The following is a 14,946-nucleotide window of genomic DNA, read 5'->3' as shown; positions in this document are numbered from 1 at the left end:
CCCGCCGCGATGCCGAAAGGCATCGCAACATAGATCAATTATTGTGATTAACGTAGATCAATTGACTGGGTAATCGTGTGGAAACAGAGAGTAAGAAGCCATCCTTCTTCATCTTTGTTCCCCTTCTTCGGGTGAACGGAGGGATTTTACCGACCGGTGGAGGGAACGCCGGGCCTATCTCGGGGTTACCAGCTTCTATGTTGATGCTTTTCCTGCCTGTCTCGCGCCGGTGAGCGCGCTCGTCCACCTGATCCGCCATGCCCGCCACGCCGAACTGGGCGATGTGCTGAGCGGCCGATCCGATATCGGCCTCAGCCCGGAAGGGCGGCATCAGGCCGAGGCGCTGGGCCGCTGGGCCGCGGCCCGCCCGATCGGCGCGGTGTTCTCCAGCCCCCGGCGCCGCGCCTGCGAAACAGCGGGCGCGCTGGGCCTGCCGGTTTCGGTGGACGAGCGGCTGGACGAGATCGATTTCGGGCTCTGGACGGGGCGGCCCTTCGCCCAGCTTGCCGCTGATCCCGATTGGACCCGCTGGAACGAAGCGCGCGAGGCGGCCCGGCCGCCCGAGGGAGAGACGATGGCGGCGGCGACGGCGCGCGCGGTCGCCTGTGTCGAGGCGCGCTCGGCGGCCGCCACGCCGGGCCCGGTGGTGCTGGTGAGCCATTGCGACATCATCCGCGGCGTCGTCGCGCATTATCTCGGCCTGTCGCTGGATCGGCTGCTCGCCTTCGATGTCGATCCCGCATCGGTGACGACGCTGTCGGTGGGCGGCTGGGGCGGGCGGCTGGTCCAGCTCAACGAGCGGCCGGCATGAGCGACCGCGAACCGGCCGATGCGGCGCGCGAGCGCCTGCGCGACGAGGTGGCGGCGCTGGCCCCGTGGTTCCACAATATCGATCTGGGCGGCGTGCACACCGCGCCCGAGCATTTTCTGGGCGACTATCCCCGCTTCAAGTTTCAGCGCTTCGCCCATGCGCTGCCGGGCGATATGCGCGGGATGACGGTGCTCGATATCGGCTGCAACGCCGGCTTCTACGCGATGGAGATGGCGCGGCGCGGCGCGGACCGCGTGGTCGGCATCGACAGCGACGAGCGCTATCTGGCGCAGGGGCGGCTGGCGGCGCGCACGCTGGGGTTCGACGGAATCGAGTTCCGCAACCTGTCGGTCTATGATGTCGGCGCGCTCGGCGAGCGCTTCGATTTCGTCATCTTCATGGGCGTGCTCTACCATCTGCGCCATCCGCTGCTGGCGCTGGATCTGGTCCGCGAGCATGTCGCGGGTGACTGGATGCTGTTCCAGACGATGCAGCGCGGCGCCGAGACGGTCGCGCCGGTGCCCGAGGACCATCCCTTCCATACCCCCGGCACCTTCGACGAGCCGCCGCTCTTTTCCGAGCCCGGCTATCCGCGGATGCACTTCATCGAGCGGCATTATGCAGGCGACTGGACCAATTGGTGGGCGCCCAACCGCGCCTGCACCGAGGCGATGCTGCGCGCGGCCGGCTTCGCCATCACGGCGCGGCCGGAGGCGGAAGTCTATCTCTGCCGCGCCGCGCCGGTGCCGTTCGGCGACCTCATGCACGGCCCGATGGCGGCCTATCCCGCGAAAGGAGACGGCCGATGATCGAAGCCGCGATGATCTGGAACGAGCCCAACAACAAGTCGCACTGGGATCCGGCGCTGGATCCGGACTGGGCCATCTATGCCGATCATGTGATCCGCGCCGGGGCGGCGATCCGCGCGATCAATCCCGCGGTCACGCGCGTGCTCGGCGGCATGTCGCCGATCGATCCTTCCTGGCTGCAGCGCATGGAGCGCCACGGCGCGCTCGACGCGGTCGACGTGGTTGCCGTGCACGGCTTCCCGCTCGACTGGAATCTGTGGCCGATCCACGCCTGGCCGGACAAGATCGCCGAGATCGAGGCGGTGACCGACAAGCCCGTCTGGGTGACGGAAGTGGGCGTCGGCTCGTTCGGCGCGGAGGAGGTGCAGGTCTTCGGGCTCACGCGCACCGCCGAGCTGCTGATCGGGCGCGTGCCGCGCCTCTTCTGGTACTCGCTCTACGATCTTCCCATGGCCTGGGGTGCCGAGACGCGGCATCGCGAGGCCGAGGGCTCTTCCTATTACCGCCATTTCTACATGGGGCTGATCCGCGAGGATGGCACGCCCAAGCCGGCGCTGGACGACTATGCCCGCGTCGCCGGCGAGATGGGGCTGATGCAATGGTTCCACTATCAGGATCCCCGGCTCGACGAGGCGGTGGCGTGGATGAAGCGGCTCGGCACGCGCAAGCTGCGCACCGGCCTGTCCTGGGCGGACAGCTTCCGGCCCGATGCGATCGGCTGGTTCGATCGGCAGATGGAGGCGCTCGCCGATTTCGACGTGACCGTCACCTTCTGCTTCACGCCGGAACATCTCGGCGTCGCGCCGCACCATACCAGCTGCGCGCGCGAACCCCAGGCCTTCGCCGATTTCTGCGCCTGGATGATCGATCGTTATGCGCCGGCGCTGCCGGCGATCCGGGAGAGTATCGATGTTGTCGCCTGAGCGTCCGATCAACCTCGCCATTGTCGGGATCGGCAACTGCGCCAGCTCGCTGGTCCAGGGCATCGCGCATTATCGCAAGGGCGCCAACGAGATGGTGGGCCTGATGCATTGGGAGCTGGGCGGCTACCGGCCCAGCGACATCCGTGTCGTGGCGGGCTGGGACGTGGATGCGCGCAAGGTCGGGCGCGATGTCGCCGAGGCGATCTTCGCCGCGCCCAATTGCACCGCGCGCTTCTGCGAGGCGGTGCCCGAAACCGGCGCGCGGGTGCGCATGGGCCCGATCCTGGACGGCGTCGCCGAGCATATGGCGGAGTATCCGGAGGCGCAGAGCTTCGTCGCGGCCGATCTGCCCGAGCCGAGCCAGGCCGACGTGGTGGCGGCGCTGCGCGAGGCCGGCGCGGAGGTGATGATCAACTATCTGCCGGTAGGCTCGCAGCGCGCGACCGAATTCTACGCGGCCTGCGCGCTCGAGGCGGGGGTCGCCTTCGTCAACGCCATTCCCGTCTTCATCGCCAGCGATCCGGACTGGGCCGCGCGCTTCGAGGCGGCGGGCGTGCCGATCGTGGGCGACGATATCAAGGCGCAGCTCGGCGCCACCATCGTCCACCGCGTGCTCACCGATCTCTTCGCCAAGCGCGGGGTGAAGCTGGACCGCACCTACCAGCTCAATACCGGCGGCAATACCGACTTCCTCAACATGTCCAACCGGACCCGGCTGAAATCCAAGAAGATCAGCAAGACCGAGGCGGTGCAGGCGGTGGCGGCGGAACGGCTGCCCGATCCCGACGTGCATATCGGCCCGTCGGATTATGTCGCCTGGCAGAAGGACAATAAGGTCGCCTTCATCCGCATGGAAGGGCAGCTGTTCGGCGGCGTGCCGATGAATCTGGAGCTGCGCCTCTCGGTGGAGGACAGCCCCAATTCGGCGGGCGTGGCGATCGACATGATCCGCTGCGCCAAGCTCGCGCGCGATCGCGGCGCGGGCGGCGTCATAGGGGCGCCGTCGGCCTATTTCTGCAAGCATCCCGCCGAGCAGATGACCGACGACGCGGCCCATGCGGCGGTGCAGCGCTTCATCGCCGGCGACCAGCCATGAGGCTGTGCCGGAACGGCGCGGCGGCCCGCCGGGACGGGCCGCCGATCCGTCTCACTTCAGATGGGCGGAGATCAGCTTGTTCATCTCGAACATGCTGACCTGCTTCTTGCCGAACACTTTCTCGAGTTTGTCGTCGGCATCGATCTGACGCTTGTCCTTCTCGTTCTGGAGATTGTTCTTCTTGATATATTCCCAGATCTTGCTGACAACGTCGGTGCGCTTCAACGGATCGTTGCCCACCACCGCGCCGAGTTCCGGCGAGGGCTGTACCGTCTTGTGCGCGCCATCGGTCTTGGTGCTTCCCGCCATATCCCTGCTCCCGTTCTCTCGCGGTTGACGACCGGCTGGAAAGCGCAGGACGGGCAAATGGTTGCATTGAAAACTCAGGAGAATTCATGGACGCACCGGCAATGATGACGGCGGCCGTTCTGGTCGAGCCGGGGATGATCCGCCTCGATCGGGTGGCGCGACCGGAGCCGGGGCCCGGCCAGGTCCGCGTCCGGCTGGAGGGCTGCGGCGTGTGCGCGTCCAACCTCGAGCCCTGGGCCGGGCTGGAATGGCTGACCTATCCGCGCGAGCCGGGCGATCTCGGCCATGAGGGTTGGGGCGTGATCGACGCGATCGGGCCTGACGTGACCGGGCTCGCCCCGGGCGATCGCGTGGCGGCGCTGTCCTATCGCAGCTTTGCCGGCTTCGACGTGGCGGACGCCGACAAGGTGGCGCGGCTGCCGGAGGCGCTCGCCGGCCAGCCCTTTCCCGGCGAGCCGCTGGCCTGCGCCGTCAACATCTTCCGCCGCGCCGCGATCGAGCCGGGGCAGACGGTGGCGATCATCGGCATCGGCTTTCTCGGCGCGGTGCTGACGCGGCTGGCGAGCGCGGCGGGCGCGCGCGTCATCGCCATCTCGCGCCGCGAAAGCTCGCTCGCGCTCGCCCGGCATTATGGCGCCGCCGAAACGATCGTGATGGACGATCACTGGGCGATCATCGATCGCGTCAAGGCGCTGACCGGCGATGTGCTGTGCGCGCGCGTGATCGAGGCGGTGGGCAAGCAGTGGCCGCTCGATCTCGCCGGCGAGCTGGTGGGCTTTGGCGGCCGGCTGGTGATCGCCGGCTATCACCAGGACGGGCCGCGCCAGGTGAGCATGCAGATGTGGAACTGGAAGGGAATCGACGTGATCAATGCGCATGAGCGCGATCCCGCCGTGCAGATGGCCGGGCTGCGCGCGGCGATCGATCTGGTCGCCTCGGGCACGCTCGATCCGCGCCCGCTCTACACGCACGACTATCCCCTGGCGCAGCTCGGCGCCGCCCTGGATGCGACGCGCGACAAGCCCGGCGCCTTCGTCAAGGCGCTGGTGCGATGCTGAGCCGCCCCCGGATCGGCTTTCTCGGCACCGGCTGGATCGGCCGCCACCGCATGGAGGCGATGCTCGCCACCGGCGCGATCGAGGCGGTGGCGGTGGCGGACGGCGCGGACGAGGCGGCGGCGGCGGCGTGCGCGCTGGCGCCGTCCGCGCGGCGCTGCGCCTCGCTTGACGAGATGCTCGCGCTCGGGCTCGACGGGGTGGTGATCGCCACGCCCAGCGCGCTCCACGCCGGCCAGGCGATCGCCGCGCTGGAGGCCGGCTGCGCCGTCTTCTGCCAGAAGCCGCTCGGCCGTGACGCGGGCGAGGCGCGCCGCGTGATCGCCGCCGCGCGCGCGGCGGACCGGCTGCTTTCGGTCGATTTCTCCTATCGGCTCACCGCCGGCATGGTGGCGATCCGCGATCTGCTCGCGGCCGGAGCGCTCGGTCCGATCCATGCCGTGGATCTGGTGTTCCACAATGCCTATGGGCCGGACAAGCCGTGGTTCTACGATCGCAGCCAGGCGGGCGGCGGCTGTGTCATGGATCTTGGCGTGCATCTCGTCGATCTCGCGCTCTGGGCGCTGGACTTTCCCGCGGTCGAGGCGGTCGAGGCCGATCTGTTCAGCGGCGGCGCGCCGATCGCTAGCGACGCGGTCGAGGATCTCGCGCTCGCCACCTTGCGGCTCGCCGGCGGCACGGTGGTGCGGCTGGCCTGTTCGTGGCGGCTCCATGCCGGGCGCGACGCGGTGATCGCGGCGGAGTTTCAGGGGCGGCACGGCGGCGCCGCGCTGCGCAACGTCGACGGCTCCTTCTACGATTTCACCGCCGAGCATTTCACCGGCACAAGGGCGGATCGTCTCGCCGGTCCGCCCGATGCCTGGGGGGGGCGCGCGGCCGCGGCCTGGGCGGAGCGGATCGCCGCATCGCCGCGTTACGATGCGGATGCCGAGCATCTTGTCCAGGTGTCCGACACGCTCGATCGCATCTACGCGGCCGCCGGGATTTCGACAGCGGCGCTTTCCGCCGGACTCACGTGAAGGAATTGGCCATGCGCAGCGGACTCTTCCTCAAGCACCGCTCGGTCCGCGACGCCGATCCCGAGGACCAGCGCGCCTTCGATGCCGCCTTCACCGAAACCCGCCACCTCGCGCCGCGTCAGCGCGCGGTGGCGCGGGGCGAGCCGCTGGATCGGGCGCTGCTGCTGCTGGACGGGCTGGTGGCGCGGGTGATGGACGATCAGAAGGGCGAGCGGCAGATCGTGGGGCTGCACGTGCCCGGCGATTTCGTCGATCTGCACGGCTTTCCGCTCGGCTATATCGATCATGACGTGATCGCGATGACGGCGGTGACGGTGGCGATGATGCCGCACGCGCATCTCCGCCGCCTCGTCGCCACCCGGCCCGCGCTCACCACCGCGCTCTGGGCCAGCACGCTGCTGGATGCCGCCACCCATCGCGAATGGATATTCCGCATCGGCCGGCTCGATGCGGCGGGCCGCATCAGCCACATGTTCTGCGAGCTGGAGGCGCGGCTGCGCGCGGTCGGGCTCAGCGATGGCCGCCGCTTCGCCCTGGCGCTGAGCCAGATCGATATCGCCCAGGCGTGCGGGCTCACGCCGGTGCATGTCAACCGCACGCTCCGCAGCCTGCGTGAGGACGGGCTGCTGCTGTTCCGCAACGGCGAGGCCGAGCTGCTCGACGCCGAGCGGCTGCGGCAGATCGCCGAGTTCAATCCGCTCTACCTCTATCTAGACTCGGCATCGCTCGCGGCGGCGGGGGACTGAGGCGGCAGGCCGGCATCCTCGAAGGCGAGACCGCCCAGCGCCGCCCAGTCGCGCTCCGCGCCGCCGGTGTTGATCAGCCGCACGAAGCGGTCATGGATCAGGCCGGCGAGCGGCAGCGGCACCTTCAGCGCGCGGGCCGCCTCCAGCGCGAGGCCGACATCCTTGGCGCCGAGCGGGGCGGCGAAGCGGGCGGGGGTGAAGGCGCCGTCGGCGATGAGCGCGCCATAGGTCTTGTGGACGGGCGCGCCGAACAGCGTGTTGGTGAGCAGATCGAGATAGGCATGCGGATCGATGCCGCCACGCGCGCCCAGCGCCAGCGCCTCGCCCAAGGCCTCGATCGTCGAGGCGATCAGGAAATTGCCGCCGATCTTGGCGATGGTGGCGGCGCTGGGCTCGTCGCCGAGCAGGAAGCTGCGCTGGCCGATGGCATCGAACACGGGCTCGCAGGCGGCGAGCGCCTCGGGCGCCCCGGCGGCGACGACGAACAGCCGCGCCGCCTCCGCCGCATCGGGCCGGCCGAACACCGGCGCGGCGACGAAGCGCTGGCCGGCGGCGGCATGCGCCTCCGCCAGCGCCTTGGAACAGTCGAGCCCGATCGTGCTGGAGGAGATGTGGATGGCGCCCGGCGCGAGATGGGCGACGATCCCGTCCGGGCCCAGCGCCACCGCGCGAACCGCCGCATCATCGGCCAACATGGTGACGACGCACTCGCCCGTGCAGGCGCCGGCGATATCCTCGGCCACCCTGGCGCCCATCTCGGCCAGCGGCGCGGCCTTGTCGCGGCTGCGGTTGAACACGGTCAGATCATGGCCGGCGCGCACGAGATTGCTCGCCATGGCCGCGCCCATTCCGCCCAAGCCTATGAATCCGATATGCATGTCCAGTCTCCTCGGGCGCCCGGCCGCGACCGATCCATATCGCCGGCGCCGCCGCCCGGCCAGCCGCGCCGATCCCGCTGCGGCACCCCTTCGTCGTGCCGGGCGTTGGGCGGCGATGGTGGAAGCTCCGATGCGCGGCGACTCGTTCGTCGATAGCGGCACGCTCGTCCGCGAGGCGGGCGGCTTTGTTTTGCGGCGGGACAGCGGCGGCGCCGTGCTGCTCGAGCTGAACCGGCTGCCGGTCGATCATGTCGAGAAGAAAGTCTTCGTCACCGGGATTTATGTGGAGGCCGGCCGGGTCGAAGTGCGCGCGTTGCGACCCGCTTGAGACTTGAGGATTGTGCACTTGCAAAATGATCTTCGCAGATGCACAAGAAGCGTGCCTTTCAGGCATCCTCTCCTAAACTCCGGGCCGGCTCGCAAGGGTCGGCCTTTTTTTATGCGCCGAGGCGGGCCGCAGCGGCGATCCTGTTCAGCGCCGGTCGCGCCACCAGAGCAGCACCGCCAGCGCCACGCCGAGCCCGGTGCCCGCCACGACGCCGATCGAGGGTTGGCCCGAGAAGGTGCCGATCAACGCGCCGAGCACGGCGCCGAGCGCGATGAGAACGCCGCCGCCGCGCGACGACCGGGAAGGGCTGGCCATGCCCCGCTCTGCCATGGGCGAGGCGGCGATGCCAGCCGCGAAGGCGGCAAGAATGGTAAGCCGGCGCTTCACCCTTGTCCTCGGTCCGTCCTTAACCCCATCCGTGCGACCAAGGTGGCAGCGGGGAGACAAGACGTGGAACTCATCTTCATCGGTGATCGCGAAGCCTATGATCAGGCTTCCGCGCTGATTGAGCAATTCGGCCCCGGCGCGATCGGCGAGGCGCGCCAGCGGGCGGCGCGCAGCCGGGATTGGGGCAATTTCATCCATTACACGCGCTGGTGCCGCGTCGGCCGCACCATCCGCATGCTGGAGACGGCGGCGCCCTCGGGCACGGTGCACTAGCGCCGCCAGGCGCCGCGCGAGACGCTTTCCCCTTGCCGCATCAGGCTCTACTGTCGGGCCATGTCGTCCGCCGCCGCGCGGCTCAGCGCCTGGCGGGCGCGCGCCGCGATCACCCTCGCTTTGTGTCCGGCCGTGGCCCGGGGCGAGCAGCCCGGCATCGCCACGCCGCCGGCCGATGTGCTCGATCCCGGCTCGCCGCTGGCGCCGCTGCCGGATCTTGGGGTCGATTGGCCCGATCTCAGCCGGCCGGACGAGGCGGCGCCGCTGCTGGTGGCGCCCGGCCCGATCCCTACCCTGGCGCTGCCGCCGCCACCGCCCGCCGCGCCGGTGGCGAGCCGCGGCCGATCCGTGCCGGTCGGCGAGCAACGCTATACCATCCGGCTCGACGGGCTTGAGGATATTGGCGGCGGCGCGGCGCTGCGCACGCGCTTCGACGAGCTGTCGGTGCTCCATGCCGGGCTCGAAAAGCCCGCCAATGTCGCGCAGATCGATCGCCGCGCCCGCCAGGATGCGGGCCTGTTGCGCGAGCTGCTGCGTGCCGCCGGCTATTATGATGCCGAGGTCGACACCCGCGTCGCGCTGCCCACCGGTCCGGTGGCGGGGACGGCGCAGCGCCTCCAGGTGGCGCTGCTGGCCAGCCCGGGCCAGCGCTATGCCTTTGCCGAGGTGCATGTCAGCGGGCTTGCCGCGGCGGGCGAGGATGCCCCGGCGCTGCGTTCGGCGCTGGCGCTCAAGCCCGGCGATCCCGCCGATGCCGATCGCGTGAATGGCGGCATCGCCGCGCTTCGCGCCGCGCTCGGCGCGCGCGGCTATGCCTTCGCCGTCGTGGCCGATCCCGACATCACCATCAATCATGACACGCACCGCGCCACGCTCGCGCTGGCGGTGACGCCGGGCGCGCGGATGCGCATCGGCGCGATCCGGCTGGAGGGGCATCGCGTGTTCGGGCCGCGCCATGTCACGCGCATCTCCAGGCTCAAGCCGGGCGATCGCTACAATGCCGAGCGGCTCGACGATCTCCGCCGCGCGCTGGTGGCGACCGGCCTTGTGTCGGTGGTGCAGATCCGGCCGGTGCGCACGGCCGATCCGCAGGTGGTGGATCTCGCCGTGCGGCTCGAGCCGGCGCCCCCGCGCACCGTCGCGGCGGCGATCGGCTATGGCACGGGCGAGGGCGCCAGCGTCGAGCTTTCGTGGCAGCACCGCAATCTGCTCCCGCCCGAAGGCGCGGTGACCTTCCGCGGCAAGGCGGGCACGCAGGAACAGCTTGTCTCGGCGCAGCTGCGGCGCGGCAATTTCCGCCAGCGCGACCAGGTGTTCACGGCGCAGATCGCGGCCGATCACCAGAAGCGCCCGGCCTATGATGCCAACACCTTCAGCATCAGCGCGGGGATCGAGCGGCAGACCAACATCGTCTGGCAGAAGAAATGGACCTGGTCCTACGGCGTCGAGTTCGCGACATCGGACGAGCGCGACGTGATCGCCGCCACCGGCCAGCCGCGCCGGCGCACTTATTATATCGCCGCCGTGCCGACCAGCCTCGCCTATGACGGATCGGACGATCTGCTCAATCCCTCCTCGGGCTATCGGCTGGCGGCGCGCGTTTCGCCCGAATTGTCGCTCCAGGGCTCGGCCTTCGGCTATGCGCGGCTGCAGATCGATGGCTCGGCCTATCAGCCGCTGGGCGATCGCATCGTGCTGGCGGCGCGGGTGCGGCTCGGCTCGATCCAGGGCGCCAGCCGCGATCGCATCGCCCCCACCCGGCGCTTCTACGCGGGCGGCGGCGGCTCGGTGCGCGGCTTCGGCTATCAGCGGATCGGCCCGCGCGATGTCGACAATGATCCGATCGGTGGCCGCAGCCTTGCCGAGTTCGGCACCGAGGCGCGGTTCCGCTTCGGCAATTTCGGCATCGTGCCCTTTCTCGATGGCGGCAATCTCTATACGGCGGCGCTGCCGCGCTTCACCGGCTTCCGCTTCGGCACGGGGCTTGGCGTGCGCTATTATACGAGCTTCGGTCCGATCCGCGTCGATGTCGGCACACCCATCAACCGTCAGCCCGGCGACAGCCGCGTCGCCATCTATGTCTCGCTCGGCCAGGCCTTCTGATGGCTGAGCCGGACGCGAGCGCCGCTCCGGCGCCAGCGGCGCCGCCGCCCCGCGCGCGGCGGCGCTGGCCGGGGCGGCTGGCGCGCGCGCTCGCCGGGCTGGTGGCGCTGCTGGCGGCGCTCGTCGCCGTGATCGGCATTGGCGTGGACAGCGATGCCGGCCACCGCTTCATCGTCGATCGCATCGGCGAACTGCGCCCCTCCACCGGCCTGCGCATCCATATCGGCCGGATCGAGGGCTCGATCTGGCGCCATGCCCGGCTGCGCGACCTCCGCCTGTCCGATCCCCAGGGCCTGTTCCTCGAGGCACCGCTGGTGACGCTGGACTGGCGGCCGACGCGCTGGTTCGCGCATCGCCTCTATGTCGATCGCCTCGGCTCCGATCTGGTGATCCTCCGGCGCCTGCCCCGGCTGCGGCCCTCCGCCCATCCGCAGCCGCTGATACCCGGCTATCCCATCCATCTCGGCGCGGTCGATCTGCGGTTGCGGCTGGAGCCGCCGGTGGCGGGTGCGCGGCGGCTGGTGCGGCTGCGCGCGCGGGCGGATACCGCGCGGGGGCGGGCGCTGATCCATCTCGTCGCCGCCTCCACGGCGGGCGATCGCCTCGCCTTCAGGCTCGATACCGCGCCCGCGCAGGACCGGTTCGATCTGGACGGCCGGCTCACCGCGCCCGCGACGGGGGTGGTGCCCGGCCTGTTCGGCGCGCGCCGGCCGGTGGCGATGGCGATCAGCGGCACCGGGCGGTGGCGCGGCTGGCGCGGCCGGGCGCGGCTGCGCGTCGCCGGCCGCAGCGTCGCCGATCTCGCCCTTGCCGAGGCGCGGGGCGATTATGCGCTGTCGGGGCTCGTCACCCCCGCCAGCCTCGTCGCGGGCAAGCTCCAGCGCCTCACCAGCCCGGCGGTCCGCGTGTCCGGCCGCGCGCATTATGCCGATCGCCAGCTCACCGGCCGGCTCGCCTTGAAGGCGCCCGCGCTCGAGGCGCAGGCCCAGGGCCGGATTGATCTGGCCGCCAGCCGCTTCGATCCGCTGACCGTGAACCTGGCGCTGCGCCGGCCGGCGGCGCTCTTCCCCAATATGACGGGGCGCGACGTGCGGCTGCGCGCGCGCCTCGCCGGGCCGTTCCGCACCGCCGCCTTCCGCTACGCGCTGACCGCCCCGACGCTCGCCTTCGACACGACCGGCTTCGAGGCGGTGCGCGCCGCCGGCGAGGGGCGGCTGGGCGGCCGCGCGCTGGATCTGCCGCTGCGGCTCACCGCGCGGCGGGTGACCGGGGTGGGCGCGGAGGCGGGGGGCATTCTCGCCAATCTGGCGGTCAGCGGCCGGCTGCGCGTCACGCCCAGGCTGGTGACGGGCGAGGGGCTGAGCCTGCGCTCCGACAAGCTGAACGGCCGGCTGGCGCTGTTCGTCGATCTCGTCACCGGCCGCTTCGGCGTCACGCTCTCGGGCGGGCTGACGCGCTATCTCATCCCCAATCTGGGTCTGGTGGACGTGCTGACCGAGCTGGCCGTCCGCCCCACCGCCGATACGCGCGCGGCGATCGTGGAGGGGCGCGGCCGCGCCTGGGTGCGGCGCTTCGACAATGGCTTTCTGCGCGGACTGGCGGGCGGCCTGCCGATGCTGGAAACCCATCTCGTGCGCCAGCCCGATGGTGGGCTCCGGCTCACCAACCTCACCGTCACCGCGCCCGCGCTGCGCATCAGCGGCGCCGGCCTGCGTCGCCGCGACGGCAGCTTCCAGTTCGAGGGCAGCGGCAGCCAGACCAGTTACGGGCCATTCCGCCTCGCGCTCGACGGGCTGATCGATCATCCCCAGGTGCGGCTGCTGCTCGATCGCCCGGTGCCCGCGCTCGGCCTTGCCGGGGTGCGCGTCGCGCTGGATCCGGTGCCCGAAGGCTTCGCGCTCCAGGCGCAGGGCGGATCGACGCTCGGCCCCTTCACGCTGGGCGGGCGCATCCTTACCCCGCCGCAGCAGCCGACCGTGATCGACGTCGCCGCGCTCGCGGTGTCGGGCACGCGCGCCACCGGACGGCTGACGGCGGTGGGGCCGGTGCTGGCCGGCCGGCTCGCGGTGGCGGGCGGCGGCTTGACCGGCACGATCGATCTGGCGGCGGCGCAGGCCCTGCAGCGCATCCTCGTCCACATCGCCGCCGCCGATGCCCGGCTCGCGGGCGATGCCGATCTCACGGTGCGGCGTGGGCGCGCCGATGCCGACATCGTGCTCGATCCCGCCGCCACCCGCGTGACGGCGCAGGTGATGGCGCGCGGGCTCAGGCGCGGCACCATCTTCCTCGCCCGCGCCGATGGCCAGGCGCGGCTCGCGGGCGGGCGCGGCCTGATCCATGCCAGCCTCGCCGGATCGCGCGGCAAGGCCTTCAGCTTCGATACCGATATCGATGTCGCGCCGATGCAGTACCGGCTGCGCGGCGGCGGCCAGATCGATGGCCGGCCGGTGACGCTGACCAGCCCCGCCACGCTCAGCCGCGACGGCGCCGGCTGGCGGCTCGAGCCGACCGGGCTCAGCTATGGCGGCGGCGGCGCCACCGTGGCGGGCCGCTTCGGCGCCGGGCCCAACCGCTTCGAGGCCAGCCTCTCCGCGCTGCCCCTGACGATGCTCGACATCTTCAAGCCCGGCCTGGCGCTGAGCGGCGCCGCCAGCGGCCGGATCAGCTATGGCCGCGCGCAGGAGGGGGCGCTGCCGAGCGGCCGGGTGACGCTGCGCGTGCGCGGGCTCAGCCGCGCCGGGCTGGTGCTCTCCTCGCGCCCGGTCGATCTCGGGGTGGAAGCGGCGCTGACCGGCGATCGCGCCGCGCTGCGCGCGGTCGCGGCATCGGGCGGCCAGGTGATCGGACGCGCCCAGGCGGCGCTCGGCCCGCTTCCGCCCGGCGGCACGCTGGCCGAGCGTTTCGCCCATGCCGGGCTGTTCGGCCAGCTTCGCTATGCCGGGCCGATCGACACGCTGTGGCGCCTGTCGGGGATCGAGACGATCGATCTGTCGGGGCCGGTGGCGATCGGCGCCGATATCAGCGGGCGGGTCGATGCGCCCGTGATCCGCGGCTCGCTGGCGACCGGCGCGGCGCGGCTGGAGAGCGCCACGCTCGGCACCGTGATCGAGGGGATCAAGGGGCGCGGCCGGTTCGACGGATCGAGGCTGGTGATCGATCAGTTCAGCGGCACCACGCGCGACGATGGCGCGCTCAGCGGCCAGGCCAGCTTCGATTTCGCCGCGCCGCAGGGGCTCGGCATCGATATCGCGCTCACCGCGCGCAAGGCGCTGCTGCTCAATCGCGACGATATCGCCGCCACCGTGACCGGGCCTCTCACCATCCGCTCCAATGGGCGGGGCGGCGCGATCAGCGGCGCCGTCCGGCTCGACCGCGCCACCTATCGCTTCGGCAGCGTCGCCGCCACGGCGGTGCCGCATCTCGCCGTCACCGAGCTCAACCGCCCCGCCGATGTCGAGCCCGAGGCGGCGCCCGCGCCCTGGTCGCTCGATCTCACCACCGATGCGCGCAACCAGCTGTTCGTGCGCGGCCTCGGGCTCGACAGCGAATGGCGCGCCAAGCTCCAGATCCGCGGCACGGTCGACAATCCGGCGATCACGGGGCGGGCGGACATGATCCGCGGCAGCTACCAGTTCGCCGGTCGCCGCTTCGATCTGGATCGCGGCATCATCCGCTTCACCGGCAGCCAGCCGGTCGATCCCGCGCTCGATATCGCGGCGATCGCGTCGATCTCCAACCTCAACGCCACGATCCGTGTCTCGGGCACGGGCAGCAAGCCGGAACTGTCCTTCACCAGCGTTCCCGCGCTCCCCGAGGACGAGCTGCTGTCGCGGCTGTTGTTCGGCACCTCGATCGCCAATCTCTCGGCGCCCGAGGCGCTTCAGCTGGCGGCGGCGGTGAACGCGCTGCGTACCGGCGGCGGGCGCGGCGCGCTGGATCCGATCAACGCCATCCGCCGCGTCGCCGGTCTCGATCGGCTGCGGATCGAGGCCGCCGATGTCACCACCGGCCAGAAGACCTCGATCGCCGCCGGCAAATATATCGGCCGCCGCACCTATGTGGAGCTGGTGACGGACGGCCAGGGCTATTCGGCGACGCGGATCGAGTTCCAGGTGACGCGCTGGCTGTCGCTGCTCTCGACCATTTCCACCATCGGCCGGCAAAGCGCCAATGTGCGGATCTCCAAGGATTACTGAGCCGGCGGCCGGT

The 14,946-nt window shown here is 71.0% G+C and carries 14 protein-coding genes; 11 read left to right on the top strand and 3 right to left on the bottom strand.

Annotation, left to right across the window (positions count from 1 at the left end; genetic code table 11):
- Positions 1-229 precede the first annotated feature (229 nt).
- The 4 genes from LHA26_RS05115 to LHA26_RS05100 are packed head-to-tail and all read left to right on the top strand — an operon-like array spanning position 230 to position 3,639.
- Positions 230-811: a histidine phosphatase family protein gene (locus LHA26_RS05115; RefSeq protein WP_252167655.1), complete on the top strand. Its 582-nt coding sequence runs from the start codon at positions 230-232 to the stop codon at positions 809-811.
- Positions 808-1,620 (top strand): TIGR04290 family methyltransferase, encoded by an 813-nt coding sequence (locus tag LHA26_RS05110; RefSeq protein WP_252167654.1) that lies wholly within the window; start codon positions 808-810, stop codon positions 1,618-1,620. Before LHA26_RS05115 ends, LHA26_RS05110 begins: the two co-directional genes overlap by 4 nt.
- Positions 1,617-2,543, top strand: coding sequence for a glycosyl hydrolase (locus LHA26_RS05105; RefSeq protein WP_252167653.1), 927 nt, complete (start codon positions 1,617-1,619; stop codon positions 2,541-2,543). The genes LHA26_RS05110 and LHA26_RS05105 overlap by 4 nt, the downstream gene beginning before the upstream one ends.
- Complete coding sequence (locus LHA26_RS05100; protein WP_252167652.1) at positions 2,530-3,639, top strand: inositol-3-phosphate synthase; 1,110 nt, start codon at positions 2,530-2,532, stop codon at positions 3,637-3,639. The genes LHA26_RS05105 and LHA26_RS05100 overlap by 14 nt, the downstream gene beginning before the upstream one ends.
- A 51-nt stretch (positions 3,640-3,690) precedes the next feature.
- Here the strand turns inward: LHA26_RS05100 and LHA26_RS05095 are convergent, their stop codons facing one another.
- Entirely contained in the window at positions 3,691-3,948 is a 258-nt protein-coding gene (locus LHA26_RS05095; RefSeq protein WP_252167651.1) for an SWIB/MDM2 domain-containing protein, read from the bottom strand.
- A gap of 86 nt (positions 3,949-4,034) precedes the next feature.
- Here LHA26_RS05095 and LHA26_RS05090 point away from each other — a divergent pair, with 86 nt between their 5' ends.
- The 3 genes from LHA26_RS05090 to LHA26_RS05080 are packed head-to-tail and all read left to right on the top strand — an operon-like array spanning position 4,035 to position 6,768.
- Positions 4,035-5,006 carry an MDR/zinc-dependent alcohol dehydrogenase-like family protein gene (locus tag LHA26_RS05090; protein ID WP_252167650.1) on the top strand — a complete coding sequence of 324 codons (972 nt, stop codon included), beginning with the start codon at positions 4,035-4,037 and terminating at the stop codon, positions 5,004-5,006.
- Positions 5,000-6,022: a Gfo/Idh/MocA family protein gene (locus LHA26_RS05085; RefSeq protein WP_252167649.1), complete on the top strand. Its 1,023-nt coding sequence runs from the start codon at positions 5,000-5,002 to the stop codon at positions 6,020-6,022. Before LHA26_RS05090 ends, LHA26_RS05085 begins: the two co-directional genes overlap by 7 nt.
- Before the next feature lie 11 nt (positions 6,023-6,033).
- Positions 6,034-6,768: a Crp/Fnr family transcriptional regulator gene (locus LHA26_RS05080; protein ID WP_252167648.1), complete on the top strand. Its 735-nt coding sequence runs from the start codon at positions 6,034-6,036 to the stop codon at positions 6,766-6,768.
- On the opposite strand, the gene LHA26_RS05075 is transcribed toward LHA26_RS05080, so the two are convergent.
- Positions 6,729-7,646, bottom strand: coding sequence for an NAD(P)-dependent oxidoreductase (locus tag LHA26_RS05075; protein ID WP_252167647.1), 918 nt, complete (start codon positions 7,644-7,646; stop codon positions 6,729-6,731). The genes LHA26_RS05080 and LHA26_RS05075 overlap by 40 nt on opposite strands.
- Positions 7,647-7,776: 130 nt before the next feature.
- On the opposite strand from LHA26_RS05075, the gene LHA26_RS05070 reads away from it, so the two are divergent.
- Entirely contained in the window at positions 7,777-7,974 is a 198-nt protein-coding gene (locus LHA26_RS05070; protein WP_252167646.1) for a DUF5818 domain-containing protein, read from the top strand.
- A gap of 144 nt (positions 7,975-8,118) precedes the next feature.
- On the opposite strand, the gene LHA26_RS05065 is transcribed toward LHA26_RS05070, so the two are convergent.
- Positions 8,119-8,289 (bottom strand): hypothetical protein, encoded by a 171-nt coding sequence (locus LHA26_RS05065; protein ID WP_252167645.1) that lies wholly within the window; start codon positions 8,287-8,289, stop codon positions 8,119-8,121.
- 135 nt (positions 8,290-8,424) lie between these two features.
- Here LHA26_RS05065 and LHA26_RS05060 point away from each other — a divergent pair, with 135 nt between their 5' ends.
- The 3 genes from LHA26_RS05060 to LHA26_RS05050 are packed head-to-tail and all read left to right on the top strand — an operon-like array spanning position 8,425 to position 14,933.
- Positions 8,425-8,634 carry a hypothetical protein gene (locus tag LHA26_RS05060; RefSeq protein WP_252167644.1) on the top strand — a complete coding sequence of 70 codons (210 nt, stop codon included), beginning with the start codon at positions 8,425-8,427 and terminating at the stop codon, positions 8,632-8,634.
- A 60-nt stretch (positions 8,635-8,694) separates the two neighbouring features.
- The gene (locus tag LHA26_RS05055) at positions 8,695-10,737 is read left to right on the top strand and encodes an autotransporter assembly complex protein TamA (RefSeq protein WP_252167643.1); all 2,043 of its coding nucleotides are present in this window, start codon (positions 8,695-8,697) and stop codon (positions 10,735-10,737) included.
- On the top strand, positions 10,737-14,933 hold the full coding sequence (locus tag LHA26_RS05050) for a translocation/assembly module TamB domain-containing protein (RefSeq protein WP_252167642.1): 4,197 nt from the start codon (positions 10,737-10,739) through the stop codon (positions 14,931-14,933). Before LHA26_RS05055 ends, LHA26_RS05050 begins: the two co-directional genes overlap by 1 nt.
- Positions 14,934-14,946: the final 13 nt, after the last annotated feature.

The sequence above is a fragment of the Sphingomonas morindae genome, from assembly GCF_023822065.1.
Classification (GTDB): Bacteria; Pseudomonadota; Alphaproteobacteria; order Sphingomonadales; family Sphingomonadaceae; genus Solisphingomonas; species Solisphingomonas morindae.
The sequence above is the reverse complement of the archived record's forward strand: the minus strand, read 5'-3'. Positions and strand labels throughout refer to the sequence as shown.

What these genes read in the sequence shown, in the direction of transcription:
- LHA26_RS05110 (WP_252167654.1), top strand. Translation starts at nt 808, where the DNA reads ATGAGCGACCGCGAACCGGCCGATGCGGCGCGCGAGCGCCTGCGCGAC.
- LHA26_RS05105 (WP_252167653.1), top strand. Translation starts at nt 1,617, where the DNA reads ATGATCGAAGCCGCGATGATCTGGAACGAGCCCAACAACAAGTCGCAC.
- LHA26_RS05100 (WP_252167652.1), top strand. Translation starts at nt 2,530, where the DNA reads ATGTTGTCGCCTGAGCGTCCGATCAACCTCGCCATTGTCGGGATCGGC.
- LHA26_RS05095 (WP_252167651.1), bottom strand. Translation starts at nt 3,948, where the DNA reads ATGGCGGGAAGCACCAAGACCGATGGCGCGCACAAGACGGTACAGCCC.
- LHA26_RS05090 (WP_252167650.1), top strand. Translation starts at nt 4,035, where the DNA reads ATGGACGCACCGGCAATGATGACGGCGGCCGTTCTGGTCGAGCCGGGG.
- LHA26_RS05085 (WP_252167649.1), top strand. Translation starts at nt 5,000, where the DNA reads ATGCTGAGCCGCCCCCGGATCGGCTTTCTCGGCACCGGCTGGATCGGC.
- LHA26_RS05080 (WP_252167648.1), top strand. Translation starts at nt 6,034, where the DNA reads ATGCGCAGCGGACTCTTCCTCAAGCACCGCTCGGTCCGCGACGCCGAT.
- LHA26_RS05075 (WP_252167647.1), bottom strand. Translation starts at nt 7,646, where the DNA reads ATGCATATCGGATTCATAGGCTTGGGCGGAATGGGCGCGGCCATGGCG.
- LHA26_RS05070 (WP_252167646.1), top strand. Translation starts at nt 7,777, where the DNA reads ATGCGCGGCGACTCGTTCGTCGATAGCGGCACGCTCGTCCGCGAGGCG.
- LHA26_RS05065 (WP_252167645.1), bottom strand. Translation starts at nt 8,289, where the DNA reads ATGGCCAGCCCTTCCCGGTCGTCGCGCGGCGGCGGCGTTCTCATCGCG.
- LHA26_RS05055 (WP_252167643.1), top strand. Translation starts at nt 8,695, where the DNA reads ATGTCGTCCGCCGCCGCGCGGCTCAGCGCCTGGCGGGCGCGCGCCGCG.
- LHA26_RS05050 (WP_252167642.1), top strand. Translation starts at nt 10,737, where the DNA reads ATGGCTGAGCCGGACGCGAGCGCCGCTCCGGCGCCAGCGGCGCCGCCG.